This window comes from Oceanicola granulosus HTCC2516 (assembly GCF_000153305.1).
Lineage (GTDB): Bacteria > Pseudomonadota > Alphaproteobacteria > Rhodobacterales > Rhodobacteraceae > Oceanicola > Oceanicola granulosus.
This window is the reverse complement of record NZ_CH724107.1, coordinates 2,488,539-2,512,322: the sequence shown is the minus strand read 5'-3', so window position 1 is coordinate 2,512,322 and position 23,784 is coordinate 2,488,539. Positions and strand designations below refer to the sequence as shown.

21 protein-coding genes are annotated in these 23,784 nt (G+C 68.8%); 9 read left to right on the top strand and 12 right to left on the bottom strand.

Translation table 11 applies throughout. The features are described from left to right. Positions 1 to 4: 4 nt before the first annotated feature. The 7 genes from OG2516_RS12035 to OG2516_RS12005 all read right to left on the bottom strand — a co-directional run bounded on the left by OG2516_RS12035 (position 5) and on the right by OG2516_RS12005 (position 7,079). The gene (locus OG2516_RS12035; RefSeq protein WP_007255955.1) at positions 5 to 1,372 is read right to left on the bottom strand and encodes an FGGY-family carbohydrate kinase; all 1,368 of its coding nucleotides are present in this window, start codon (positions 1,370 to 1,372) and stop codon (positions 5 to 7) included. Beyond that, positions 1,369 to 1,683 carry an L-rhamnose mutarotase gene (rhaM, locus tag OG2516_RS12030; RefSeq protein WP_007255954.1) on the bottom strand — a complete coding sequence of 105 codons (315 nt, stop codon included), beginning with the start codon at positions 1,681 to 1,683 and terminating at the stop codon, positions 1,369 to 1,371. The genes OG2516_RS12035 and rhaM overlap by 4 nt, the downstream gene beginning before the upstream one ends. Continuing rightward, positions 1,683 to 2,672: an ABC transporter permease gene (locus OG2516_RS12025; protein WP_007255953.1), complete on the bottom strand. Its 990-nt coding sequence runs from the start codon at positions 2,670 to 2,672 to the stop codon at positions 1,683 to 1,685. The genes rhaM and OG2516_RS12025 overlap by 1 nt, the downstream gene beginning before the upstream one ends. Continuing rightward, positions 2,669 to 3,646 carry an ABC transporter permease gene (locus tag OG2516_RS12020; protein WP_007255952.1) on the bottom strand — a complete coding sequence of 326 codons (978 nt, stop codon included), beginning with the start codon at positions 3,644 to 3,646 and terminating at the stop codon, positions 2,669 to 2,671. Before OG2516_RS12020 ends, OG2516_RS12025 begins: the two co-directional genes overlap by 4 nt. Position 3,647: 1 nt before the next feature. After that, on the bottom strand, positions 3,648 to 5,180 hold the full coding sequence (locus tag OG2516_RS12015; protein WP_007255951.1) for a sugar ABC transporter ATP-binding protein: 1,533 nt from the start codon (positions 5,178 to 5,180) through the stop codon (positions 3,648 to 3,650). 62 nt (positions 5,181 to 5,242) lie between these two features. Further along, positions 5,243 to 6,241 (bottom strand): rhamnose ABC transporter substrate-binding protein, encoded by a 999-nt coding sequence (rhaS, locus tag OG2516_RS12010; RefSeq protein WP_007255950.1) that lies wholly within the window; start codon positions 6,239 to 6,241, stop codon positions 5,243 to 5,245. A gap of 37 nt (positions 6,242 to 6,278) precedes the next feature. Continuing rightward, positions 6,279 to 7,079 (bottom strand): DeoR/GlpR family DNA-binding transcription regulator, encoded by an 801-nt coding sequence (locus OG2516_RS12005; RefSeq protein ID WP_007255949.1) that lies wholly within the window; start codon positions 7,077 to 7,079, stop codon positions 6,279 to 6,281. Positions 7,080 to 7,275: 196 nt separating this feature from the next. Here OG2516_RS12005 and OG2516_RS12000 point away from each other — a divergent pair, with 196 nt between their 5' ends. Together OG2516_RS12000 and rhaI are read left to right on the top strand one after the other, a co-directional pair. After that, complete coding sequence (locus OG2516_RS12000; protein ID WP_007255948.1) at positions 7,276 to 9,369, top strand: bifunctional rhamnulose-1-phosphate aldolase/short-chain dehydrogenase; 2,094 nt, start codon at positions 7,276 to 7,278, stop codon at positions 9,367 to 9,369. A gap of 23 nt (positions 9,370 to 9,392) precedes the next feature. Then, positions 9,393 to 10,667 (top strand): L-rhamnose catabolism isomerase, encoded by a 1,275-nt coding sequence (rhaI, locus tag OG2516_RS11995; RefSeq protein ID WP_007255947.1) that lies wholly within the window; start codon positions 9,393 to 9,395, stop codon positions 10,665 to 10,667. A 61-nt stretch (positions 10,668 to 10,728) separates the two neighbouring features. On the opposite strand, the gene OG2516_RS11990 is transcribed toward rhaI, so the two are convergent. The 5 genes from OG2516_RS11990 to OG2516_RS11970 form a co-directional block, all read right to left on the bottom strand. After that, positions 10,729 to 10,944, bottom strand: coding sequence for a hypothetical protein (locus tag OG2516_RS11990; protein ID WP_007255946.1), 216 nt, complete (start codon positions 10,942 to 10,944; stop codon positions 10,729 to 10,731). 57 nt (positions 10,945 to 11,001) lie between these two features. After that, complete coding sequence (locus OG2516_RS11985) at positions 11,002 to 11,580, bottom strand: YdeI/OmpD-associated family protein (protein WP_007255945.1); 579 nt, start codon at positions 11,578 to 11,580, stop codon at positions 11,002 to 11,004. A gap of 91 nt (positions 11,581 to 11,671) precedes the next feature. Next, positions 11,672 to 12,769, bottom strand: coding sequence for a Gfo/Idh/MocA family protein (locus tag OG2516_RS11980; RefSeq protein ID WP_007255944.1), 1,098 nt, complete (start codon positions 12,767 to 12,769; stop codon positions 11,672 to 11,674). A gap of 20 nt (positions 12,770 to 12,789) precedes the next feature. Beyond that, entirely contained in the window at positions 12,790 to 13,845 is a 1,056-nt protein-coding gene (locus OG2516_RS11975; protein ID WP_007255943.1) for a sugar phosphate isomerase/epimerase family protein, read from the bottom strand. 50 nt (positions 13,846 to 13,895) lie between these two features. Further along, positions 13,896 to 14,918, bottom strand: coding sequence for a LacI family transcriptional regulator (locus tag OG2516_RS11970; protein ID WP_007255942.1), 1,023 nt, complete (start codon positions 14,916 to 14,918; stop codon positions 13,896 to 13,898). Between the two features lie 165 nt (positions 14,919 to 15,083). Between OG2516_RS11970 and OG2516_RS11965 the strand changes: the two genes are divergently transcribed. From OG2516_RS11965 to OG2516_RS11935, 7 genes are all read left to right on the top strand, one after another. Beyond that, entirely contained in the window at positions 15,084 to 16,319 is a 1,236-nt protein-coding gene (locus OG2516_RS11965; RefSeq protein ID WP_040615181.1) for an ABC transporter substrate-binding protein, read from the top strand. Positions 16,320 to 16,401: 82 nt separating this feature from the next. Next, positions 16,402 to 17,337: a carbohydrate ABC transporter permease gene (locus tag OG2516_RS11960; RefSeq protein WP_040615179.1), complete on the top strand. Its 936-nt coding sequence runs from the start codon at positions 16,402 to 16,404 to the stop codon at positions 17,335 to 17,337. After that, positions 17,330 to 18,352, top strand: coding sequence for a carbohydrate ABC transporter permease (locus OG2516_RS11955; RefSeq protein ID WP_007255939.1), 1,023 nt, complete (start codon positions 17,330 to 17,332; stop codon positions 18,350 to 18,352). Before OG2516_RS11960 ends, OG2516_RS11955 begins: the two co-directional genes overlap by 8 nt. Before the next feature lie 4 nt (positions 18,353 to 18,356). Beyond that, positions 18,357 to 19,460, top strand: coding sequence for an ABC transporter ATP-binding protein (locus tag OG2516_RS11950; RefSeq protein WP_007255938.1), 1,104 nt, complete (start codon positions 18,357 to 18,359; stop codon positions 19,458 to 19,460). Further along, positions 19,457 to 21,859, top strand: coding sequence for a beta-mannosidase (locus OG2516_RS11945; RefSeq protein ID WP_040615178.1), 2,403 nt, complete (start codon positions 19,457 to 19,459; stop codon positions 21,857 to 21,859). Before OG2516_RS11950 ends, OG2516_RS11945 begins: the two co-directional genes overlap by 4 nt. Before the next feature lie 21 nt (positions 21,860 to 21,880). Then, a complete protein-coding gene (locus tag OG2516_RS11940) occupies positions 21,881 to 22,627 on the top strand; it encodes a sugar phosphate isomerase/epimerase family protein (protein WP_007255936.1) in 747 nt (248 codons plus the stop codon). A 12-nt stretch (positions 22,628 to 22,639) separates the two neighbouring features. Beyond that, positions 22,640 to 23,773, top strand: coding sequence for a Gfo/Idh/MocA family protein (locus OG2516_RS11935; protein WP_007255935.1), 1,134 nt, complete (start codon positions 22,640 to 22,642; stop codon positions 23,771 to 23,773). Positions 23,774 to 23,784 lie beyond the last annotated feature (11 nt).

Here is a 23,784-nt window from a genome sequence, read left to right as displayed (position 1 = left end):
GGCGTCAGCCGACCTGCGCGCGCCAGATGTCGGCGTAGGCGGCCATGCGAGCGTCGCCGCCCCGCACCGCAGCGGGGGCGCGCTGGCCGTTCTTGCCGGGCGCGACGAGCATCGCCGCGCCGATGCTGGTCCCGGTCGCCGAGCCGCCGCCGCCGATCACCGGGCGGCCCGTCGCGGCGGCGAGCATCTGCTGGTAGAGCGGATTCCGCCCGAACGGCCCCTCGACGACGATGTCGCCCTCTGCGCCGATGAGGTCGAGGCAGGTGTTGGTCATCAGCGCGAGGTAGAACGACAGCGCCGCCAGCCGCTCGCCGGGGCGCAGGGCGCTTTCGTCCACCGACCAGCGCGCAGGGCGGCCGGGGAACGGGCCGGAGCCGGGCTCGACGCTGGGCAGCAGCATGATCCCGCGCGCGAGCACCGACGCGCCGTCGGCAGGGGTCGGCCGCCGCTCCTCGCCGGCGCGCACGATCTCGTACTCGCGCCCGCCCATGAACCGCGCCGAGCGGACCGGCGCGCCGTTGGCGGCGACGTTGATGAGCGTGTCGCGCTCCGGATCGAGCGCCACCTCGGCGCCGCCGACGGACATGCAGATCACCCACGTCCCGGTCGAGACGATGGTGAAGGGCGGCTCGCGGCGCAGCAGGTGGGGATAGAGCGACGCGTTGGAATCGTGAATGCCGCTGACGACGGGCGTGCGCTCGGAGAGTCCGGTGCGGGCGGCGAGCTCGGGGCGCAGGGTGCCGACGGTGTCGGAGGCGCGGGTGAGCGGCGGCAGCTTTCCCTCCAGCCCCAGCGCGGCGACGAGCGGCGAGGGCCGGCCGGCGAGCGGCTCCCAGAGGTCGGTGTGGCAGCCGAGCGAGGTAGCCTCGACGCTGTAGCCCCCGGTCAGCCGGCCCGACCAGAATTGCGGGTAGGTGACCACCTGCGCCACGCGCTCGCGCAGGCCGGGCTGGGTCTCGAACAGCCAGTGCAGCTGCGCGCCCACGTTGAGCCCCATCGGCAGGCGCGGCGAGCCGGTCAGGGCGAAGTCGGGGCGCAGGGCGTCGTAGGCCTCGGCGAGGTCGTCGGGGCCGGTGTGCTCGTAGTCGAGCATCGGCGCCGCGAGCCCGCTCTCGGCGTCGAGCAGCACCGCCGAGGCGCCGTGGGTGGTGACGCTGATCGCGCCGATCGGGTGCTCCCGGTTCAGCGCGGCGAGCGAGTCGAGGATGAAGTCCCAGAGGCCGTCGATGTCGAAATGCGGATAGGGCGGATCGGTCAGCACCACGTTGGGGCGGGTGCGCACGGCGACTTCGGCGAGCCGCTTGGGCGTGACCAGCGCGACCTTGGCGTTGGTCTTGCCGATGTCGATGACGGCGACGTGTCCTTCCCTCATGGCATGTGGAACATCGGCTGCAGGTCGACGACGACCGGCGCGCCGGACGCGTCGGTCTCCATCAGGTCGGCCATGTGCTGCCACCATTTCTGCATCACCTGGTGCTCGCCCAGCTCGCCCATCGCGTGGTCGTTGGTGCGCCAGAGCACGGCGAACAGGTGGTCGGTCTCCTCGTCGAGGTGGATCGAGTAGTCGCTCACCCCGGCCGACTTCAGCAGCTCCACCAGTTCGGGCCAGATCTCGTCGTGGCGCGACTTGTACTCCTCCGCCTTGCCCGGGTGGAGGTTCATGCGGAAGGCGTACTTTTGCATCACCGTGTCCTTGCGATGGTCCAGAGGCGGGGCAGCGCGATGACCCCGATGAGCAGCAGGCCGATGAAGATCGACATGACGATCCCCGGTACGTTGAGCAATCCGAGGCCGAAAGTCACGAGCCCCATGACGAACGCGGCGATGACGACGCCGGGGATCGAGCCCGAGCCGCCGAGGATGTTGACCCCGCCGAGCACCACCATCGTCACCACCTCGAGCTCCCAGCCGAAGCCGATGGAGGGGCGGGTCGAGCCGAGCCGGGCGGTCAGGCAGATGGCGGCGATCCCCGACATCAGGCCGGTCAGCAGGAACAGCACGAACTTGATCCGCCGCACCCGCAGCCCCGAGAACAGCGCGGCGGTCGGGTTGTTGCCGATGGCGAAGATCGCGCGGCCGAAGTTGGTGCGGTGCAGCACCACGTAGTAGGTCAGCGCGAACAGGGCGAAGAGCACCAGCTCGAACGACACGACCCAGAAGACGTAGCCCTGCCCGAAGTAGGAGAAGCTCGCCGGGTAGCCGCGGTAGGCCCCGTCGCCGAGGACGATGTAGGAGATGCCGCGGAACAGGCTCATGGTGCCGATGGTGACGACGATCGAGGGCAGCCCCAGCCGGGTCACCAGCGCGCCGTTGAACGCCCCGCAGGCCAGCCCCGTCGCCAGCCCGACGAAGACCAGCACCGGCGTGCCGGCCCCGAGCTGCACCGCCGCGCCCATCGCGGTCGAGGCGAGCGCGATGATCGAGGCGACGGAGAGGTCGATCTCGCCGGAGATGATCAGCAGCGCCATGGCGAAGGCGATCAGCGCCTTCTCGGTGAAGTTGAAGGTGGCGTCGCTGAGGTTCCAGGCGTTGAGGAAATAGGGCGAGGCGAAGCTGTTGGCGATGAAGATCGCCACCGCGACGAGGAACAGCAAGAGCTCCCAGCTCGTCGCCGCCCGCTGCAGACGCGAGTTGAGCCGGTCGGGGATGGTGGCGCGCTCGGCGAGGCTCATGAGGCGTGCTCCGCTGACTTGAGGATGACCCGGCCGCGGCTGCGGCTGGCGCGGGCGTTGAAGGCGACGGCGATGATGATCGCGCCGCCGGAGATGGCGAGCTGGTAGAACGGCGAGACGTTCACCACCGGCAGGGCGTTCTTGATGATGCCGAGGAACAGCGCCCCGAGCACGACACCGGTGACGGTGCCGGCGCCGCCGGCGATGGAGATGCCGCCGATCACGCAGGCGGCGACCACCTCGAGCTCGAAGCCGCTGGCGATGTCGACATAGGCGACCGCGTAGCGCGACACCCAGAGGTAGCCGGTCAGCCCCGCGAGGGTGCCCGACAGGGTGAAAGCCCAGAACTGCGTCCGCCCGACATTGAGCCCGGCATAGACCGCCGCGCCCGGGTTGCCGCCGACGGCGTAGAAGGCCCGCCCCAGCGGCGTGCGCACGATCAGCAGCGCGAACAGCGCCACCACCACCAGCGCGATCCAGCTCAGCACGGGCAGGCCGAGCAGCTCCGCCCGGGGCAGCGCCTTGAAGGCGTCCGACATCTCGTGGGAGTTGACCCACTGGCCGTCGGAAATGACGAAGATGATGCCGCGGTAGATCGTCATCGTGCCGAGCGTCACCACGATGGGCGGGATCGCCAGCGTCCAGACGAGCAGGCCGTTGACCGCCCCCATCAGCGCGCCCAGCGCCAGCGCCATGGCGATGATGACCGGCACCGGCAGGCCCGGCGCGGCGGCGTTGACCATGGCGCAGACCATCCCCGTGAGCGCGAGGTTGGCGGCGACGGAGAGGTCGATGCAGCGGGTCAGGATCACCGCCATCTGGCCCAGCGCCAGCAGGATCAGCGGCGAGGTGTCGTTGAACACCCGCGCGAGGTTGTCGGGCGCGACGAAGCCCGGGAAGCGCCACGCGATGAGCGCGAGCAGCAGCAGGATCGCCCCGGCGAGGATCGCCTCGCGGCTCTTCAGGAACGCCATGTTAGCCCCCCTCCCCTATGCCGGCGGCGTGGCGCACCAGCGTTTCCGGTGTCAGCGCCTCGCCCTCGAGCTCGGCCGCCATGCGCCCCTCGCGCATCACGATCACCCGGTCGGACATGCCGAGGATCTCGGGGATCTCCGAGCTCACCATGATCACCGCCAGCCCCTCGGCGGCGAGCTCGGCCATGAAGGCGTGGACGGCGGCCTTGGAGCCGATGTCGATGCCCTTGGTCGGCTCGTCGAGGATGATGACGCGCGGCTTGGTCGCCAGCCACTTGGCGATCACCACCTTCTGCTGGTTGCCGCCCGACAGCTCGGCCACGTCCTGATCCAGAGCGGCGGCCCGCAGCTCGAGGCGGTCGGTGTAGCGCCGCGTCAGGGCGAACTCCTCGGCCATGCGCAGGAAGCCGCGGCGCGAGGTCTCGCGGAGCGAGGGCAGCGTGACGTTCTGGAAGATCGGCAGCCCCCGCACCGCGCCCTGCAGGCCACGGTCTTCCGGAACGTAGACGATCCCGGCCTCGATGGCGTCGGCGGGCGTGCGGATGGCGTGGGGCGCGTCGTCGAGATGCACCGCGCCGCGCGACGGCCGGGTGACGCCGAACAGCGCCTGCATCAGCTCGGAACGGCCGGCGCCGACGAGGCCGTAGAAGCCGAGGATCTCGCCCCGGCGCAGGGTGAAGGAGATGTCGTCGAACTCGGTCGGGTGCGAATAGCCCTCGACGCGCAGCACCTCGGGGCCGGGCGCGGAGACGCGCTGCGGGAAGATCTGGTCGACGGAGCGGCCGACCATCAGGCGCACCAGTTCGGACTCGTCGACGTCGGCCATCGCGCCGTGGCCGACGAGCTCGCCGTCGCGGAAGACGGTGTAGCGGTCGGCGATGCGGAAGATCTCGTCGAACTTGTGGGAGATGAACAGGATCGCGCGGCCCTCGGCCTTGAGCCGCTCGACCAGCTCGTAGAGCTCCTCGATCTCCTTCTGGCTCAGCGCGGCGGTCGGCTCGTCCATGACCACGACGCGCGCCTCGACCGACAGCGCGCGGGCGATGGCGACGAGGTGGCGGTTGGCGATGCCGAGCTCCTTGAGCGGCAGCGCCGGGTCGAGCCGAGCGCCGATGCGCTCGAGCAGGGCGCGGGCGTCGCGCTGCATCCGGGCGGTGTCGATCAGCCCGAAGCGGCCGCGCGGGGCGTGGCCGAGGAAGATGTTCTCCGCCACCGACAGCTCGTCGAACAGCACCGTCTCCTGGTGGATCGCGGTGATCCCGGCGGTGGTGGCGTGCTGCGCGGTGGGGAAGTGGACGTCCTGCCCGTCGAGACGGATGCGGCCGCCGTCGGGCTGGTAGATGCCGGTGAGGATCTTGACGATGGTGGACTTGCCCGCGCCGTTCTCGCCGACCAGCGCGGTGACCTGGCCGGGGTAGAGATCAAGCCCCACCTCCGACAGCGCGCGCACGCCGGGGAAGGTCTTGGTGATCCCCTCCAGCGTCAGCACCGGCGCGCTCTCGCGCGTCGCGGCCTCGACTGCCTGCATGTTCATCGACACCCTCCCCGGTGTCGGCCCGGCGCGAACGAGGCGCGCCGGGCCGGTGGCTCGAAGGATCAGAAGATGTCCTTGAACTGGTCGATGTTGGAGGCGTCGTAGGTGAACGGCTCCGCCATTGCCGCCTCGTTGTTGTCGTCGAGGGTGGCGTTGCCGAGCCGGCCCATGCCGACCTCGGCCCCGGGCCCCGCCTCGGCGGCATCGGTGGCGAGGTTGTAGGCCAGCATCGTGGCGGCGTAGCCGAGGTCGATCGGGTTCCAGATCGCGAAGGACCTGGACGCGCCGCTCTCGATCGCGCCGGCCATTTCGGAAGGCAGGCCGAGGCCGGTCACGTTGACTTCGCCGACCTTGCCGGCGTCGACCACCGCCTGCGCGGCGGCGACGATGCCGACCGACGTGGGCGCGATGATCGCATCGAGGTCGGGGTAGGTCTGCATCAGGCCCTGTGCCTCGCGGTAGGACTTGTCGGCGAGATCGTCGCCGTAGACCGTGCCGACCACCTCGATGTCGGGATAGTCGCCCATCACCTTGTTCATCTCCTCGATCCAGATGTTCTGGTTGGTCGAGGTCGTGGTCGCCGACAGCAGCGCCACCTGGCCGCCCTCGGGCAGGTGATCGGCGGCGAGCTGGATGATCGTGCGCCCGATCAGCGGGTTCGAGGACGGGTTGAGGTGCATCTCGCGGCCCTCCGGCGCGACGCCGCTGTCCCAGGAGATCACGGTGATGCCGCGCTGCATGGCGCGCTGGAGCGCCGGGGCCACGGCGTCGGGGTCGTTGGCGGAGATGGCGATGGCGTCGACCTGCTGGGCGATCAGGCTGTTGATCACCTCGATCTGGCCTTCGGCGGTGGTGTCGGTGGGGCCGGTGTAGATGATCTCGACGTTGCCGAGCTCCTCGGCGGCCTGCTCGGCGCCCTCGGCGGCGGCCTCGAAGAAGCCGATGCCCAGCGCCTTGACGACCAGCGCGATGCGGACGTCGTCCTGTGCCAGCGCGGCGTTGCCCGCGAAAAGCGCGGCGGCGGCGGTGAGGGTGGTGAAAGTGCGTCTCTTGATGCTCATGTTAATCCTCCCTTGAGCAATATCCCACTTCCGGGCCTCAGGCCCGGCCTTGCTGGCCTGCGGCGGTGGGATGCGCCACGATCAGCTTGATTTCCGCCGCCTCGAGCATCGCCGCGGCGCGGTCGGAAACGTTGTCGTCGGTGATGACCGTGCCGATCCGTTCCAGCGGGCACAGGATCAGGCTCGAACGGTTCTCGAACTTGGTGCTGTCGATCAGCACGATGAGCTCGTCCGCCTGCCCGATCAGCTTCTCCTCGGCCTGGATCAGCAGCGGATCGGTCTCCATCAGCCCCAGCGGCCCCAGCCCCTGCGCGCCCATGAACATTTTCCGGGCGTAGAAATTGCGGGTGATGTCGCCGTCGAACGGGCTCAGGATGATGTTCTGCTCCCGGTAGATCGCGCCGCCGGGGAGCATCACGGTGTTCTTGGAGTGCTTCAGCAGGTGCTCGGCGATGGGAAACGAATTCGTCATCACCTGAAGCCGCCGCGTCGCGAGCGGGTGGACCATCTGGAAGGTGGTGGTGCCGCCGTTGATGATGATCGGCTCGCCCTCGTCGCACAGCGCCACGGCCTCCCGGGCGATGGCCTGCTTCTGGGCGGTGTTGATCGACTGGTTCACCGCGAACGGCCGCCCCGCGAGGCCGGGGAAGGCCGGCGGGCTGAGCGACTCGGCGCCACCGCGCACCCGGCGCAGGCGTTTCTGGACGTGCAGCTCGGCGATGTCGCGCCGCACCGTCGCTTCGGACGACCCGGTCATCGCGACCAGCTCGGCGACCGTGGCGACCGGACGATCCTGCACAGCGGACAGAATGACCCTGTGGCGTTCCTTCTCGTGCATCGTCGTCCTCCCTGCCCCTCAGCCTGCGTCGGCGCGCCGCAGCCTGTCAATCATTTTCGATCATCTTCAATCATGCTGCAGCTGCAAAACGGCGCAACGTGAGCGAAGATGATTGACTTCTGAGCGAATTCGCTCGAACGTGAGCGCGATTACGAGGCGGGCCGTCCGCCCCAGCCGACCGGAGGAGACCCCCGCCATGACCGCCGACAGCCGCCTGCAGAGCCTCTGGGACGACAGCGAGGCCCGCGCCATGAGCGAGCCGGAGAAGCTGCTCTACCGCTCCAACCTGCTCGGCTCGGACAAGCGAATCACCAACTACGGCGGCGGCAACACCTCGGCCAAGGCGCAGGAGACGGACCCGCTGACGGGCGAGAGCGTCGAGGTGCTCTGGGTCAAGGGCTCGGGCGGCGACGTCGGCTCGATCAAGATGGACGGCTTCGCGACGCTCTACATGGACAAGCTGCGCGCGCTGAAGGGCGTCTACCGCGGGCCGGAGCACGAGGACGAGATGGTCGGCTACCTGCCGCACTGCACCTTCGGCCTCAATCCCCGGGCCGCATCGATCGACACGCCGCTCCACGCCTACGTGCCGCGCCGCCACGTCGACCACATGCACCCCGACGCGATCATCGCCATCGCGGCCGCCGAAAATTCGCGCGAGCTGACCCAGCGGATCTTCGGCGACGAGATCGGCTGGCTGCCCTGGAAGCGGCCGGGCTTCGAACTGGGCCTGTGGCTCGAGGAATTCTGCGAGAAGAACCCCGACGCCAAGGGCGTCGTGCTCGAATCGCACGGCCTCTTCACCTGGGACGACGACGCCAAGGCCTGTTACGAGCTGACCCTCGAGACGATCAACAAGGCCAGCGACTGGTTCGCCGCGCAGGCCGAGGGCAAGCCCGCCTTCGGCGGCGCGCGCCACGAGAGCCTGCCCGCCGACAAGCGCCGCGAGGTCGCCGCCGCGCTGATGCCGGCGATCCGCGGGATGGTCTCGGGCAACCAGCACATGGTCGGCCATTTCGACGATCAGGACGCGGTGCTCGAGTTCGTCAACTCCAACGACATGGAGCCGCTCGCCGCCCTCGGCACCTCCTGCCCCGACCACTTCCTGCGCACCAAGATCCGCCCGCTGGTGGTCGACTTCGACCCGGCCCGGCCCGACATCGACGCGGTGGTGGAGAGCCTGAAGCCGTCGGTGGAAGCCTACCGGGCCGACTACGCCGCCTACTACGAGCGCTGCAAACATGCCGACTCGCCCGCGATGCGCGACCCCAACGCGGTGGTCTACCTCGTGCCCGGCGTCGGCATGATCACCTTCGCCAAGGACAAGGCGACGGCGCGGATCTCGGGCGAGTTCTACGTCAACGCGATCAACGTGATGCGCGGCGCGTCCGCCGTCAGCACCTACCAGGGGCTTCCCGAGCAGGAGGCGTTCGACATCGAGTACTGGCTGCTCGAGGAGGCCAAGCTGCAGCGCATGCCCAAGCCGAAGTCGCTCGCCGGGCGCGTCGCGCTGGTCACCGGCGGCGCGGGCGGCATCGGCTCGGCCACGGCCGCGCGGCTGCTGTCGGAGGGCGCCTGCGTGATGCTGGCCGACATCGACGAGGCCGCGCTGGCCGACACCGAGGCGCAGCTCGCCGGGCGGTTCGGGCGCGACGCCGTGCGCTCGGTGACGATGAACGTCACCGACGAGGCCGCCGTCGCCGCCGCCCATGCCGACGCCGCCGTCGCCTTCGGCGGGCTCGACATCCTCGTCAGCAACGCCGGCATCGCCTCCTCGGCACCCATCGAGGAGACCACGCTGGAGCTGTGGAACAAGAACATGGCGATCCTCTCGACGGGCTACTTCCTCGTCAGCCGCGAAGCCTTCAAGCTGATGCAGCGGCAGGGTCTGGGCGGCTCCGTCGTCTTCGTCGCCTCCAAGAACGGCCTCGCCGCCTCGCCCAACGCCTCGGCCTACTGCACCGCCAAGGCCAGCGAGATCCACCTCGCCCGCTGCCTCGCGCTCGAGGGCGCGGGCGCGGGCATCCGGGTCAACACGGTCAATCCCGACGCGGTGCTCAAGGGCAGCAAGATCTGGTCGGGCGAGTGGCTCGACCAGCGCGCCAGCACCTACGAGACCGACAAGGAGGGGCTGGAGGAGATGTACCGCAACCGCTCGCTGCTGAAGCGCTCGGTCCTGCCCGAGGACATCGCCGAGGCCGCCTACTTCCTGGCCTCCGACCTGTCGGCCAAATCGACCGGCAACATCATCAACGTGGACGCGGGCAACAAGGAAGCGTTCACGCGCTGACCTTTCCGGGGGAGGAGACCGACATGATCAAGGCAAGCCTGATCGAGGACGACAACGAACGCCGCGCCGCCGATCTCGCGGTCGATTACGATTCGCTGGGGGAGCGGCTCGACCGGCGCGGCATCGACATCGACAAGGTGAAGGACAGGGTCGCGGCCTACGGCGTCGCGATCCCGTCCTGGGGCGTCGGAACCGGCGGCACCCGCTTCGCCCGCTTCCCCGGGCGCGGCGAGCCCGCGAACGTCTTCGACAAGCTCGACGATTGCGGCGTCATCCACCGCCTGACGGGCGCGACGCCCAATGTCTCGCTCCACATCCCCTGGGACAAGGCCGACCCGGCCGAGCTGCGCGCCAAGGCGGAAGAGCACGGTCTCGGCTTCGACGCGATGAACTCCAACACCTTCCAGGACAGCCCCGGCCAGGCGCTGTCCTACAAGTTCGGCTCGCTCTCCCACGCCGATCCGGCGGTGCGCCGGCAGGCAGTGGAGCACAACCTCGAATGCATCGAGATCGGCCGCGCCATCGGCTCGACGGCGCTGACCGTCTGGGTCGGCGACGGGTCCAACTTCCCCGGCCAGGTCGACTTCACCCGCCAGTTCGACCGCTACCTCGAGGCGATGAGCGCGGTCTATGCCGGCCTGCCCGACGACTGGCGGCTCTTCACCGAGCACAAGATGTACGAGCCGGCCTTCTACTCGACGGTGGTGCAGGACTGGGGCACCAACCTGATGATCGCCCAGCATCTCGGCGAGCGCGCCTTCTGCCTCGTCGATCTCGGCCACCACGCGCCCAACGTGAACATCGAGATGATCGTCGCCCGGCTGATTCACGCCAAGAAGCTCGGCGGCTTCCACTTCAACGATTCCAAGTACGGCGACGACGACCTCGACACCGCCGCCATCGATCCCTACCGCCTCTTCCTCGTCTTCAACGAACTCGTCGCCGCCGAGGGCAAGCCGGGCTTCGACCCGGCGCACATGCTGGACCAGAGCCACAACGTCACCGACCCGATCGAGAGCCTGATGGTCTCGGCGATGGAGGTGCAGCGGGCCTACGCGCAGGCGCTCTTGGTCGACCGCGCCGCGCTCGAGGGGGCGCAGGAGGCCAACGACGCGCTGATGGCGACGGCCGAGCTCAAGCGGGCCTTCCGCACCGACGTCGAGCCGATCCTCGCGAAGGCGCGCTCCGACAAGGGCGCCGCCATCGATCCCGTCGCCGCCTTCCGCGCCTCCGGCTACCGCGACCGCGTCGCCGCCGAGCGGCCCGAAGCCAGCGGCGCGGGCGGCGGCATCGTCTGAGCGCGCCCGCTTTCTCTGTCCTGGAAATATCCCGGGGGTCCGGGGGCCGGCCCCCGGTCCGTCAGTAGGTCGCGGGCGGATCGCTGGCCGGGAAGCTCTCGTCGACCTGCTCGTCGACCCGGTCCCACTCGCGCGGCGGGTCGCGCATCTCCTTGGGACCGGCGTCGCGGACGAAGTTGCCGTCGCCCGCATCGCGCGGACGCGCGCTCATGCGCGAGAGCGCCCAGCCTGCGGTGGCGGCCGCGGCGAGGCCGAGTATCGTTCGGGTACTGGGCATGACGGGGTGCTCCTTGTCGCTGTGCTGACAGGCAAACGCCGCGCTCCCCCCGCCGGTTCAGCGCTCGTTGTAGCCCTTGCCGGCGAGGATCAGCGGCCGGGCCTTCTCGACCCGCCGCGCCCGCGTCGCCGCCTGCTTGGCGCCGGCGAAATGGAGCATCCAGCCGCGCCGCCGGCCCGGGGTGAGGGCATCGAACGCCTCGCGCAGGTCCGGATCGTCCTCGAGCGCCTCCGTCAGCTCTCCGGGCGGCTCGAGGTCGTCCGCATCGAACGTCACCTTGGCCCCCGCCGCTTCCAGCGCGATCGCCTCGGCGGCATAGGCGCGGATCGTGTCGGCCCGGGCCTCGATCTGCGCGACGCTGGTGAAGCGCATCGTGCGCATCGAGCGGGAATTGGCCCCCGGCGCGGCGAGGACGCCCTCGCTGTCCGTCAGCAGCGCGCCCTTGAAGAAGGCGAGGGCGCAATTTTCCTTCATCGACCAGACGGCGCAGATGTTGCCGCCGCCGCCGGTGTAGCAGGGGCCGTTCCACTTGAAGGCCTCGCCGAGTCCGGTGGTCTTCAGGACCTCGCGCAGCTTGAGCAGCTCGGCCCGCCACGGCCGGTCCTTGGCGTACCACTCGTCAACCTTGTTCGTCATCGTCAGCGTCCTCCCGTCTCCGTCATACCGGGGGCGGGAAACGAAAACAGCCCCGCCGGCGGGCGGGGCTGTCGATGGCGCTGGGTGAGCCTCAGCGCTTGACCCAGGTGCCGCCGTTGCGGCTGCTCTCGATGCAGGCCTCGATGAACCACATGCCCTCGAGCCCGGCGTCGATCCCGGGCAGCAGGGCGCCGTCGCCCTTGCCCCGGATGAGGTCGGCGGCATCGGTGTAGACGTTGGCGAACCCCTCAAGGTAGCCTTCCGGATGGCCCGGCGGGACACGGGTCCAGTCGCCGGCGCCGCCGCCAAGGCCTGCGCCGCCCCGGGTGATGATCTGGCGCGGCTCGCCGAAGCGGGTGAAGGTCAGGTAGTTCGGGTTCTCCTGATCCCACTCGATACCGCCCTTGTCGCCGAAGACGCCGAGGGTCAGGCCGTTTTCCTTGCCCACCGCGACCTGGCTCGCCCAGAGCATCCCCTTCGCGCCGCCCTTCATGCGCAGCAGGATGTGGGCATTGTCGTCGACCGCGCGGCCCGGCACGAAGCTCTCGAGGTCGGCCAGCAGGGCCTCGGGCTCGAGCCCGGTGACGAAGGTGGCGAGGTTGAGCGCATGGGTGCCGATGTCGCCGATGGCGCCGCCGCCACCCGCGCGCTTGGGATCGGTGCGCCAGGCGGCCTGCTTGTTGTCCTCCTCGGGGGCCTCGGCCAGCCAGTCCTGCGCGTAGCGGGCCTGGATCACGCGGATCGTGCCGAGGTCGCCGCGCTCGATCATCTGGCGGGCCTGACGGATCAGCGGATAGCCAGTGTAGTTGTGGGTCAGCACGAACTTTGCCGACGACGCCTCGACGGCGGCGCGAACGCGCTCGGCCTCTTCCATCGACACGGTCAGCGGCTTGTCGCAGATCACGTGGATGCCGGCCTCGAGGAAGGCGATCGCCGGGTCGGCGTGCATGTGGTTGGGCGTGACGATGGACACCGCCTCGATGCCGTCCTCGCGGGCGGCCTCGGCCTTGGCCATCTCGCGGAAGTCGGCGTAGGAGCGGTCGGGCGCGATGCCGAGCTCCTTCGCCGAGGCGGCGGCCTTCTCGGCGGTCGAGGACAGCGCCCCCGCCACCAGTTCGAAACGGTCGTCGATGCGGCTGGCGATGCGGTGCACGGCGCCGATGAAGGCCCCCTGCCCGCCGCCGACCATGCCAAGTCTGACGCGATGGCTCATAGTCCCAGCATTCCCTTGATCTGGTTGATGTCACGTTCGCCGCCGGCGAAGTCGTCGAAGGCCCGCGCGGGCGCCTCGATGAGGTGGGCGGCGATGAAGGGCGCGCCCTCGGCGGCGCCCTGCTCTGCGGATTTCACGCAGCATTCCCATTCGAGCACGGCCCAGCTGTCGTAGCCGTACTGGGTGAGCTTGGAGAAGATCGCGTTGAAGTCGACCTGCCCGTCGCCCAGCGAGCGGAACCGTCCGGCGCGCTGCGCCCAGCCCTGGAAGCCCGAGTAGACGCCTTGCCGGCCATCCGGGTTGAACTCGGCGTCTTTCACGTGAAACGCGTTGATGCGGTCGTGATAGAGGTCGATGAAGGCGACGTAGTCGAGCTGTTGCAGCACGAAGTGGCTCGGGTCGTAGTTGATCATCGCCGCCGGGTGCTCGCCGACCTTGTCGAGGAACATCTCCCACGTCGCACCGTCGAAGAGGTCTTCGCCGGGGTGCAGCTCGAAGCCGATATCCTGGCCGTGCTCCTGGTAGTGGTCGAAGATCGGCTTCCAGCGGCGGGCGAGCTCGTCGAACGCCTCGTCGACCAGCCCCTCGGGGCGCTGCGGCCACGGGTAGAGGTAGGGCCAGGCCAGCGCGCCGGAGAAACTGACGGTGTGGCTGAGGCCGAGGCGCTTGGAGGCGATGGCGGCCTTCTTCACCTGGTCGACGGCCCATTCCTGCCGCGCCTTCGGATTGCCGTGGAAGCTGGCCGGGGCGAAGGCGTCGAAGGCAGTGTCGTAGGCCGGGTTCACCGCCACGAGCTGGCCCTGCAAGTGGGTCGACAGCTCGGTGATCTCGACACCGGCCTCGGCGCAGATCCCCTTCACCTCGTCGGCGTAGTCCTGGCTTTCGGCGGCCTTGTCGAGGTCGAACAGGCGCGGGTCGAAGGTCGGGATCTGGACCCCCTTGTAGCCGAGGCCGGCCGCCCATTCAGCGATGGACTTCAACGAGTTGTAGGGTGCCTCGTCGCCCGCGAACTGGGCGAGAAAGAGCGCCGGGCCCTTGATCTGCGATGGCATGCACATTCCTCCGTGACAGCTACTGAAAACGTTTCCGGGATACCCTCGCCTCAGCGGGTCGGGATGTCGAGTCCCTGGAGCGGGGGCTTGGCGGGGTGCAGGATCGCCTGCATCGCGGCGCGGGCGAGGAAGTCGCCGGCCTCCCAGACCTTCTCCTCGATGGCGATCATCTGCGGGCGGAACAGGGTCAGGATCGGCAGGCTTTCCTTGCCACAGACATCCATGTCCTCGCCCAGCCGCAGGCCCTCCGCCTCGAGTGCGGCGACGGCGGCCATCGCGCCGGAGGCCGACGAGGAGACGATCCCGTCGGTGTCGCGGTTGGCGCGGACGTGGGCGGTGATGACGTCGATGATCTGCTCGTGCGGGCTGTTGGTCGAGGCTTCCTCGATCACCGTCAGCTGCGCCCCGACCTCTTCGGCGGCGGCCGTCGCGCCGGCGATCATGTGCTGCGCGTAGGCTTGGTCGAGCGGCGGGGCGAGCAGCGTGATGTGACGCCGGCCGCGCGCGATGAGGCGCTCGGCCGCGAGCCTGCCGTAGGCCTCGTTGTCGAAGTCGAAGTACGCGTGGCGGTCGCACCAGACGGTGCGGCCGTGGGTGGCGAAGGGGAAGCCCTGCTCGAGCAGGTAGGCGACGCGCGGGTCCTCGGGCTGGGTCTGGTTGAGGATCACCGCGTCGGCGAGGCGATTCGCCACGATGTAGCGCACCGGCTTCATCGGGTCTTCGTCGGGGAAGTAGGGGGTGACATTGAGGTGGAACTGGCTGCCCCGCAGCCCGCCGGCGATCGACGAGATCATCCGCGCGGTGTGGTTCATGATCTCGTGCTCGGTGGAGATCACGAGGCTGATGACCTGCGTGCGCCCGGTGCGCAGCCGCAGGCCGGCGCGGTTGGGCACGTACCCGATTCGGTCGGCGATCTCGCGTACCAGCTTCTTGGTGCGCACGCCGATGTCGGGGGCATCGTTGAGGGCGCGGCTGACGGTCGGGACGGCGAGGCCGCTGAGTTCGGCAATCGTCTTCAGCGTCGGTTTGACCGGCGCGCCTGCAGCCTCGTCGTCGGATAATTTGTCGCTCAAACCCTCAACATGCGCGACCTGCGCCGAGCACGCCTCCTCCCTCGCGACCCCTGCCTCGCCCGCGTTTCGCAGCACTTTCTTCAGGGATCAGAAAATATGTTGTCAGGTATTTCTAAATCGTTATAGCCTCGCCGACAACGATTTAGAACCAGGGAGGAGAAAATCGTGAAACTCACCACTCAGCTGCTTGCCGCAACGGCAATCATCGGTGCTGCGGGGACGGCCCAGGCCGTCGAGATGGAGGTCATGCACTGGTGGACCTCGGGTGGCGAAGCCGCCGCCGTCGGCAAGTTCGCCGAGGCCCTCAACGAGCGCACCGAGCACACCTGGATTGACGGCGCCATCGCCGGCGGCGGCGACACCGCGCGCCCGGTCATGGTCAGCCGCATCATCGGTGGCGACCCGCCGGCGGCGTTCCAGTTCAACCACGGCCGCCAGGCGGAAGAGCTGATCGAGGCCGGCCTGATGCTCGACCTCACCGACGTGGCCGAGGCCGAGGGCTGGAAGGACATCGTGAACCCCTCCTCGCTGCTCGACGCCTGCACCTACGAGGGCCGCATCTACTGCGCTCCCGTGAACATCCACTCCTGGCAGTGGATGTGGCTGTCGAACGACGCCTACGAGCAGGCCGGCGTCGAGGTTCCGACCAACTGGTCCGAGTTCATGGAGACCGCACCGGCGCTGCGCGAAGCGGGCATCGTTCCGCTGGCGATGGGCGGCCAGTCCTGGCAGCAGAGCGGCGCCTTCGGTGTGATGGCGATCGCGCTGGCCGGCGAGGAAGCCTGGCTCGCGGTGAACCGCGACAAGGACGCCGACGTGGTCATGGGCCCCGAGTACACCCGCGTCTTCGAAGCCTTCGGCGCGGCGCGCGAGCTGGCCGAGGGGCTGGACGTGCAGGACTGGAACCAGGCCACCAACGCGGTGATCGAAGACACCGCCGGTGCGCAGATCATGGGTGACTGGGCGCAGGGCGAGTTCGCCGTCGCCGGCGAGGTCGCGGGCGAGGACTATTCCTGCCTGGCCGGTCTCGGCGAGACGGGCGTGCTCTCCACCGGTGGCGACGCCTTCTACTTCCCTGTCACCGGCGATCCCGAGGTCGAGGCCGCGCAGAAGGAGCTGGCGGCGCTGCTGCTGTCCCCCGAAGTGCAGGTGGCCTTCAACTCGGCCAAGGGCTCGCTGCCGATCCGCGGCGATGTCGACCTGACCTCGGTCAACGAGTGCACCGAGGTCGGCCTGCAGCTCCTGGCCGACGGCAAGACCCTGCCGGACGGCAACATGCTGCTGTCGCCCGACACCACGACCCAGACCAACGACCTGATGACCGAGTTCTGGAACACGCCGTCCATGACCCCGGCCGAAGTCCAGGAGCGTTACGCCGAGATCATCCGCAACGCGGACTGATCGACCCGGCACGACCGGGATGGGCCCTCCGCGGGCCCATCCCGAGCCGTAACCGAAACAACGACTATTCCGGGAGACACCGATGGCCGTAGCCGAAGAGGCAGGGCACGCGCGGCGCTCGTCGCCGAGGGCGGACAGGAAGCCGTTCCGCCTGTTCCACAACCTGATGCCCAAGATCGCGCTGATCCCGATGATCGCCACCGCGCTCGTGGTGTTCCTGGGCGGAACGCTCTGGACCGTGGTCTATTCCTTCACATCCTCGGGCCTCCTGCCCCGGCGCAACTGGGTCGGGCTGGATCAGTACGAGCGGCTCTGGTCGTCGGCCAAGTGGATCGTCTCGATCCAGAACCTCGCGCTCTACGGCATCTTCAGCCTCGTCTTCACCCTGGTCATCGGCTTCACCCTCGCGGCGCTGCTCGACCGCAAGATCCGGTTCGAGGACACGTTCCGCACGATCTTCCTCTATCCCTTCGCCCTGTCCTTCATCGTCACCGGCCTCGTCTGGCAGTGGATCCTGAACCCCGATTTCGGCGTGCAGGGCGTGGTGCGCAGCATGGGCTGGGAGAGCTTCACCTTCAATCCGCTCAACGATCCCGACATCGTCATGTTCGGCCTGCTCATCGCCGGTCTGTGGCAGGGCACGGGGCTCATCATGTGCATCATGCTCGCCGGCCTGCGCGGCATCGACGAGGACATTTGGAAGGCCAGCCGCGTCGACGGCATCCCGACGTGGAAGACCTACGTGCGGATCATCATCCCGATGATGCGGCCCGTCTTCGTCACCGCCGTCGTGCTGATCGCCTCGGGCATCATCAAGCTCTACGACCTCGTCGTCGCCCAGACCTCGGGCGGGCCGGGCATCAGCTCCGAAGTGCCGGCCAAGTACGTCATGCAGACGATGTTCGGCGGCCAGAACCTCGGCCAGGGCTTCGCCGCCTCCACCATGATGCTGCTGAGCGTCGTCATCATCCTGGTCCCCTGGGCCTACCTCGAATTCGGGAGACGCAAGCGTGGCTAACCCAGCAACCCTCGCGAGCACCTTCGCCGCGAAACAGCCCGTCCACGACCGGCTCGACGACGGCCCCCACGGGCCCCGCCCCAAGCGCAGCTTCAGCCGGGCCAACATCTTCCTCTACGGCACGCTGGCGCTGGTCTCGATCTACTACCTGCTGCCGCTCTACGTGATGCTCGTGACCTCGGTGAAAGGCATGCCCGAGATCCGCATGGGCAACGTCTTCGCGCCGCCGATGGAGGTGACGTTCGAGCCCTGGGTCAAGGCCTGGGCCGAGGCCTGCACCGGCGTGAACTGCGACGGCCTGAGCCGCGGCTTCTGGAACTCGGTGCGCATCCTGATCCCGTCGGTGCTGCTGTCGATCACCATCGCGCTGATCTCGGGCTACGCGCTGTCGAAGTGGAAGTTCAAAGGCAGCGAGACCTTCTTCACCATCCTCATCATCGGGGCCTTCATCCCCTACCAGGTGATGCTCTACCCGATCGTGATCATGCTGCGCGACACCGGCGGCTTCCTCACCGATATCTGGCAGGCCACCTGCGGCGTCTTCACCAGCGCCGAGGGCAGCTGCCGGGGCCGCATCCAGCTCTTCGGCTCGCTGTCCGGCCTCGTGATCGTGCACTCGATCTTCGGGATGCCGATCCTCGTGCTGCTGTTCCGCAACTACTTCGCCTCGATTCCCGACGAGCTGTTCAAGGCGGCGCGGGTCGACGGCGCGGGCTTCTGGGGCATCCTGTTCCGGATCATGCTGCCGATGTCGATGCCGATCCTCGTCGTGGCGATGATCTTGCAGGTCACCGGCATCTGGAACGACTTCCTCTTCGGCGTCGTCTACACGCGGGCCGAGCAGTACCCGATGACCGTCCAGCTCAACAACATCGTCAACTCGGTGCAGGGCGTGAAGGAATACAACGTCAACATGGCCGCGACGCTGCTGACCGGCCTCGTCCCCCTCACCATCTACTTCTTCTCCGGCAAGCTGTTCGTCCGCGGCATCGCGGCCGGCGCTGTGAAAGGTTGAACCCATGAACGAGATGACCAAGGTCGATGCCGGCCACTCCGTCGAAATCCGCCACCTCGACCTCCAGTTCGGCGCCGTCGAAGTGCTCAAGGACCTCAACCTCGACATCCACGAGGGCGAGTTCCTGGTCCTTCTCGGCTCGTCGGGCTGCGGCAAGTCCACCCTGCTGAACTGCATCGCCGGCCTGCTCGAGGTCACCGCCGGGCAGATCATCATCAAGGGCAAGAACGTCACCTGGGCCGAGCCGTCGGAGCGCGGCATCGGCATGGTGTTCCAGTCCTACGCGCTCTATCCGCAGATGACGGTGAAGGGGAACCTGAGCTTCGGGCTCAAGAACGCCCGGGTGCCGAAGGCGGAGATCGAGAAGCGCGTCGCCCGCGCCGCCGAGATCCTGCAGATCGAGCCCCTGCTCGACCGCAAGCCCGGCGCCCTCTCGGGGGGCCAGCGCCAGCGCGTCGCCATCGGCCGGGCGCTGGTGCGCGACGTCGACGTGTTCCTGTTCGACGAGCCTCTCTCCAACCTCGACGCCAAGCTGCGCGCCGAGCTGCGGGTCGAGCTCAAGCGGCTGCACAACCAGCTCGAGAACACGATGATCTACGTCACCCACGACCAGGTCGAGGCGATGACGCTCGCCGACCGGATCGCGATCATGCGCGGCGGCAAGATCATGCAGCTTGGCAGCCCCGACGAGATCTACAACCGCCCCCAGAACCGCTACGTCGCCGACTTCATCGGCTCGCCGTCGATGAACTTCATCGATGGCCGGCTCGAGGGCGGGGTCTTCACCTCCGGCGAGCTGCGGCTGCCGATGGAGGGCTACGAGTACGCCGCGCCGCAGGTGTCGGACGGCCCGGCCACCATCGGTATCCGCCCCGAGCACGTGGTGACCGGCGAACTCGCCGCCTCCGCGCCGGTGCAGACCGAGGTGCTGGTCGAGCTGGTCGAGCCGATGGGCTCGGACACGCTGGTCTACACCGAGCTCGCGGGCGAGCGGTTCCGCATCCGCATGGACGGGCAGGCCGTGGTCCACGCCGGCGACCGGCTGCCGATCGGCCTGGTGCCGGCGAAGGCGTCGATGTTCGACAAGTCCAGTGAGGTCCGTCTTTGACATCCCGACATATCCCGGGCGCCCTCGACCTCGTGGGCGCCTGGACCCTCACGGACGCCGCCGGCGACTACAGCTGTGCGGCCACCCTACCTGGTGACGCGATCTCGGCCCTGCACGACGCGGGGCTGATCCCCGACCCGTACTGGGGCCGCAACGAGTACGATTTGCGCTGGATCGCCGAGCGCGACTGGACCCTGCGCCGCACCGTGACGCTCGACGACTCGGCCATGGCGCTGGTGCTCGAGGGACTCGACACGGTCGCGACGGTTCGCTGGAACGGCGAGGTGGTGCTGGAGGGTCAGAACAGCTTCCGCACCTACCGGGTGGACCTGTCGGACGTCGCGCGGGCGGGCGAGAACGAGGTGGAGATCGCCTTCCCCTCCAATGTCCGCGCCGCCGCCGAGCGGCAGGCGGCTCAGCCGTTCTACATCCCCTACCAGGCGAGCAACTCGCCGATCCCGCACGGCAACATGCTGCGCAAGGTGCAGTGCGATTTCGGCTGGGACTGGAACATCGCTCTCGCCCCCTTCGGCGTGAACGGCGCGCTGCGGCTCGAGCCGCTGGCCGGCCCGCGCATCGCGCGGCTCGACGTGCGCCAGGACCACGACGCCGACGGCGTGACGGTCTCCGTCACCGCCCTTGTCGAGGGCGCGGACGGTGCGACGCTCAGCGCCGACTTCGCGGGGCAGAGCCTCGAGACCGTCTGCGAGGACGGTCGCGCGGCCTTTTGCTTCACCGTCGAGACGCCCGAACTCTGGTGGCCAGCCGGGCAAGGCGGACAGCCCCTGCACGACCTCGTCGTGCGGGTCGGCGACGTATCCGAGGCCCGCCGCATCGGGCTGCGCAAGGTCGAGCTGCTGACCGACCCGGACGAGGCGGGCAGCCGCTTCGCCTTCCGGGTGAACGGACGCGAGGTGTTCATGAAGGGGGCCAACTGGATCCCCGCCGACGCGCTCTCGGGCCGGATCAGCCGCGAGGCCACGAAGGGCCTGCTGCAATCCGCCGTCGACGCGCACATGAACATGATCCGCGTCTGGGGCGGCGGCCGCTACGAGGCGGACTGGTTCTACGACCTCTGCGACGAGATGGGGCTGATGGTCTGGCAGGACTTCATGTTCGCCTGCAACCTCTACCCCTCGACCCCCGACTTCCTCGACGAGGTCCGCGCCGAGGTCCGCGACAACGTCGCCCGTCTGCACCACCACGCCTGCCTGGCGCTCTGGTGCGGCGACAACGAGCTGGTCGGCGCGCTGACCTGGTTCCCGGAAAGCGTCAAGGACCGCGACCGCTACCTGGTCAACTACGACCGGCTCAACCGCGCCATCGAGGAGGAGCTCAAGGCGACCGACGAGACCGCGCTCTGGTGGCCGTCGTCGCCCTGCCCCGGCCCGATGAACTTCGGCGACAGCTGGCACGAGGACGGCGCGGGCGACATGCACTTCTGGTCGGTCTGGCACGAGAACCGCGACTTCGAGCACTACCGCGACGTCGCGCCCCGCTTCTGCTCCGAATTCGGCTTCCAGTCCTACCCGTCGCTGCCGGCGATCCGCCGCTTCGCGGACCCGAAGGACTGGAACATCGCGGCCCCGGTCTTCGAGAGCCACCAGAAGAACGAGGGCGGCAACGAGCGCATTGCGGCGACCATGTTCCGCTACTTCCGCTTCCCGCAGAAGTTCGAGGATTTCGTCTGGCTCAGCCAGGTGCAGCAGGGCCTCGCGATCAAGACGGCGGTGGAGAACTGGCGCTCGCTCAAGCCCCACTGCATGGGCACGCTCTACTGGCAGCTCAACGACACCTGGCCGGTCTGCTCCTGGTCCTCGCTCGACCACGGCGGCGGCTGGAAGCTGCTGCACCACATGGCGAAGAGCTTCTTCGCGCCGGTCCGCGTCGTCGCCGTGCCCGAGGGCGACAGCTTCCGGCTCGTCGGGGTGAACGACACGGCCGGGCCCGTGGAGCTGAGCGTGACGGCCTACGCCACCAAGCTCGACGGCTCCGCCCGCGAAATCGGCACGGGGCGCGCGAGCGTCGGCGCGGCGGCGGTGACGCTCGCCGAGGTCGGCGGGCTCGCGGAGGACGAGCTGCTGACCATCGGCTGGCAGGGCTCGGACGGCACCCGGGCCGGCGACATCGTCAACCCGCGCCCGTGGAAGAGCTACGACCTCCCCGAGCCGGGGCTCGCCCACGAGATCACGCGCACCGAGACCGGCTACGAGATCACCGTCACGGCGCAGGCGATGGCCTTCTTCGTCACCTTCGAGGCCGATATCCCCGGCCTCTTCGACAAGGCCGCCTTCCACCTCGGCCCCGGCGTCACCTCCACGGTGACCTTCACCCCGGCCGACCCCAACGCCACGCCCACCTTCGTGCGGCGTGACCTCCACGCCGCCACGACGGCGTGACCAGACACAGAAAGGACTGACATGCCCACCATCTCCTATCAGCTCTATTGCTCGCGCAACTTCCCGCCGCTGGGCGACACGCTGTCCATGCTCTCCGGCCTCGGCTTCAAGCAGGTCGAAGGCTTCGGCGGGCTCTACGACGACCCGGCCAAGCTCAAGGAGCAGCTCGACGAGAACGGCCTCACGATGACGACCGGCCACTTCGGCCTTCCGATGATCGAGGACACGCCGGAGAAGGCCATCGAGGTCGCCCGGACGATGAACATGTCGACCGTGCTCGTCCCCGCGATCCCGCCCGAGATGCGCCCGACCGACGCCGCCGGCTGGTCCGCCTTCGGCAAGCGCCTCGCGGAAGCCGGCAAGCCGGTGCTGGACGCCGGCTACAAGTTCGGCTGGCACAACCACGCATTCGAGTTCGACAAGGTGGACGGCGACGACCTGCCGCTCGACCTGATCCTCGCGGGCAGCGACGACCTCGCCCTCGAGCTCGACCTCGGCTGGGTGCGCGTCGCCGGCCACGACCCGGCCGCCTGGGTCGAGAAGTACGCCGACCGCATCGTCGCGGTGCACGTCAAGGACATCGCCCCCGACGGCGAGGCCACCGACGAGGACGGCTGGGCCGACGTGGGCCACGGCATCATGGACTGGCCGGCGCTGCACGAGAAGCTGCAGGGCAAGGGCATCGACCACTACGTGCTCGAGCACGACAACCCGAAGGATCACGAGCGCTTCGCACGCCGCTCGATGGAAACGCTCAAGACGCTCTGAAGGACGGACAACATGGACAAGCTCGGAGTCGGCATCATCGGAGCCGGCAACATTTCTGCGGCCTACCTGCGCCTCGGTCCGCTGTTCAAGGCGCTCCAGATGCGCGCCGTCGCGGACATCAACATGGACGCCGCCCGCGCCCGCGCCGAGGAGTTCGGCGTCGAGGCGCTGACGGTGGAGGAACTGCTGGCGCGTGACGACATCGACGTGGTGGTGAACCTCACCATCCCGGCGGTGCACTACCAGATCACCCACGACATCCTCACCCACGGCAAGCACGCCTACTCGGAGAAGCCGCTGGTGCTGACGCTGGAGGAGGGCGAGGCGCTCAAGCGGCTGGCCGAGGAGAAGGGCCTGCGCGTCGGCTCGGCGCCCGACACCTTCCTCGGCGGCTCGCACCAGCTGGCGCGGGCGGCGATCGACGAGGGCCAGCTCGGCCGGATCGTCGGCGGCACCTGCCACGTGATGAGCCACGGCATGGAAAGCTGGCACCCCAACCCGGACTTCTTCTTCCAGCCCGGCGCCGGTCCGGTGCTCGACGTGGGCCCCTACTACGTCACCAACCTGCTGCAGCTGATCGGGCCGGTGAAGAAGGTCACGGCGATGGCCTCGGCCACCTTCCCGACCCGCACCATCGGCAGCGGCCCCCGCGAGGGCGAGACCGTGCCGGTCGACACGCCGACCAACATCCACGCGATCCTGCAGTTCGAGAACGGCGCCGTCGTCACGCTCGGCGCCAGCTGGGACGTCTGGGCGCACGGCCACGCGCCGATGGAGCTCTACGGCGAGAACGGCTCGATCTTCGTGCCCGACCCGAACTTCTTCGGCGGCAAGGTGGAAGTGGCCGGGACCGACGGCGCGCTTGCCCCGCTCGAGGAGCGCGGCCACCCGTTCGGCAAGCCGAACCAGGAGCACGCCAAGCACGGCCCGCTCGCCAATTACCGCTGCGCCGGCCTCGCCGACATGGCGCAGGCGATCGCCGAGGGCCGCAAGCACCGCTGCGACATCGACCTCGCCGTGCACGCGGTCGAGGTGATGACCGGCATCCTCAAGGCCGCCGAATCCGGCCAGGTGGTCGAACTGACCACCACCTGCGAGCGCCCCGCCGCGCTGTCGCCGGACGAGGCGCAGGCGCTTCTGGCGTAGGGAATTCCGGG

Coding starts and splice junctions, on each gene's coding strand:
- OG2516_RS12035 (WP_007255955.1), bottom strand. CDS start 1,372: ATGAGGGAAGGACACGTCGCCGTCATCGACATCGGCAAGACCAACGCC.
- rhaM (WP_007255954.1), bottom strand. CDS start 1,683: ATGCAAAAGTACGCCTTCCGCATGAACCTCCACCCGGGCAAGGCGGAG.
- OG2516_RS12025 (WP_007255953.1), bottom strand. CDS start 2,672: ATGAGCCTCGCCGAGCGCGCCACCATCCCCGACCGGCTCAACTCGCGT.
- OG2516_RS12020 (WP_007255952.1), bottom strand. CDS start 3,646: ATGGCGTTCCTGAAGAGCCGCGAGGCGATCCTCGCCGGGGCGATCCTG.
- OG2516_RS12015 (WP_007255951.1), bottom strand. CDS start 5,180: ATGAACATGCAGGCAGTCGAGGCCGCGACGCGCGAGAGCGCGCCGGTG.
- rhaS (WP_007255950.1), bottom strand. CDS start 6,241: ATGAGCATCAAGAGACGCACTTTCACCACCCTCACCGCCGCCGCCGCG.
- OG2516_RS12005 (WP_007255949.1), bottom strand. CDS start 7,079: ATGCACGAGAAGGAACGCCACAGGGTCATTCTGTCCGCTGTGCAGGAT.
- OG2516_RS12000 (WP_007255948.1), top strand. CDS start 7,276: ATGACCGCCGACAGCCGCCTGCAGAGCCTCTGGGACGACAGCGAGGCC.
- rhaI (WP_007255947.1), top strand. CDS start 9,393: ATGATCAAGGCAAGCCTGATCGAGGACGACAACGAACGCCGCGCCGCC.
- OG2516_RS11990 (WP_007255946.1), bottom strand. CDS start 10,944: ATGCCCAGTACCCGAACGATACTCGGCCTCGCCGCGGCCGCCACCGCA.
- OG2516_RS11985 (WP_007255945.1), bottom strand. CDS start 11,580: ATGACGAACAAGGTTGACGAGTGGTACGCCAAGGACCGGCCGTGGCGG.
- OG2516_RS11980 (WP_007255944.1), bottom strand. CDS start 12,769: ATGGTCGGCGGCGGGCAGGGGGCCTTCATCGGCGCCGTGCACCGCATC.
- OG2516_RS11975 (WP_007255943.1), bottom strand. CDS start 13,845: ATGCCATCGCAGATCAAGGGCCCGGCGCTCTTTCTCGCCCAGTTCGCG.
- OG2516_RS11960 (WP_040615179.1), top strand. CDS start 16,402: ATGGCCGTAGCCGAAGAGGCAGGGCACGCGCGGCGCTCGTCGCCGAGG.
- OG2516_RS11950 (WP_007255938.1), top strand. CDS start 18,357: ATGAACGAGATGACCAAGGTCGATGCCGGCCACTCCGTCGAAATCCGC.
- OG2516_RS11940 (WP_007255936.1), top strand. CDS start 21,881: ATGCCCACCATCTCCTATCAGCTCTATTGCTCGCGCAACTTCCCGCCG.
- OG2516_RS11935 (WP_007255935.1), top strand. CDS start 22,640: ATGGACAAGCTCGGAGTCGGCATCATCGGAGCCGGCAACATTTCTGCG.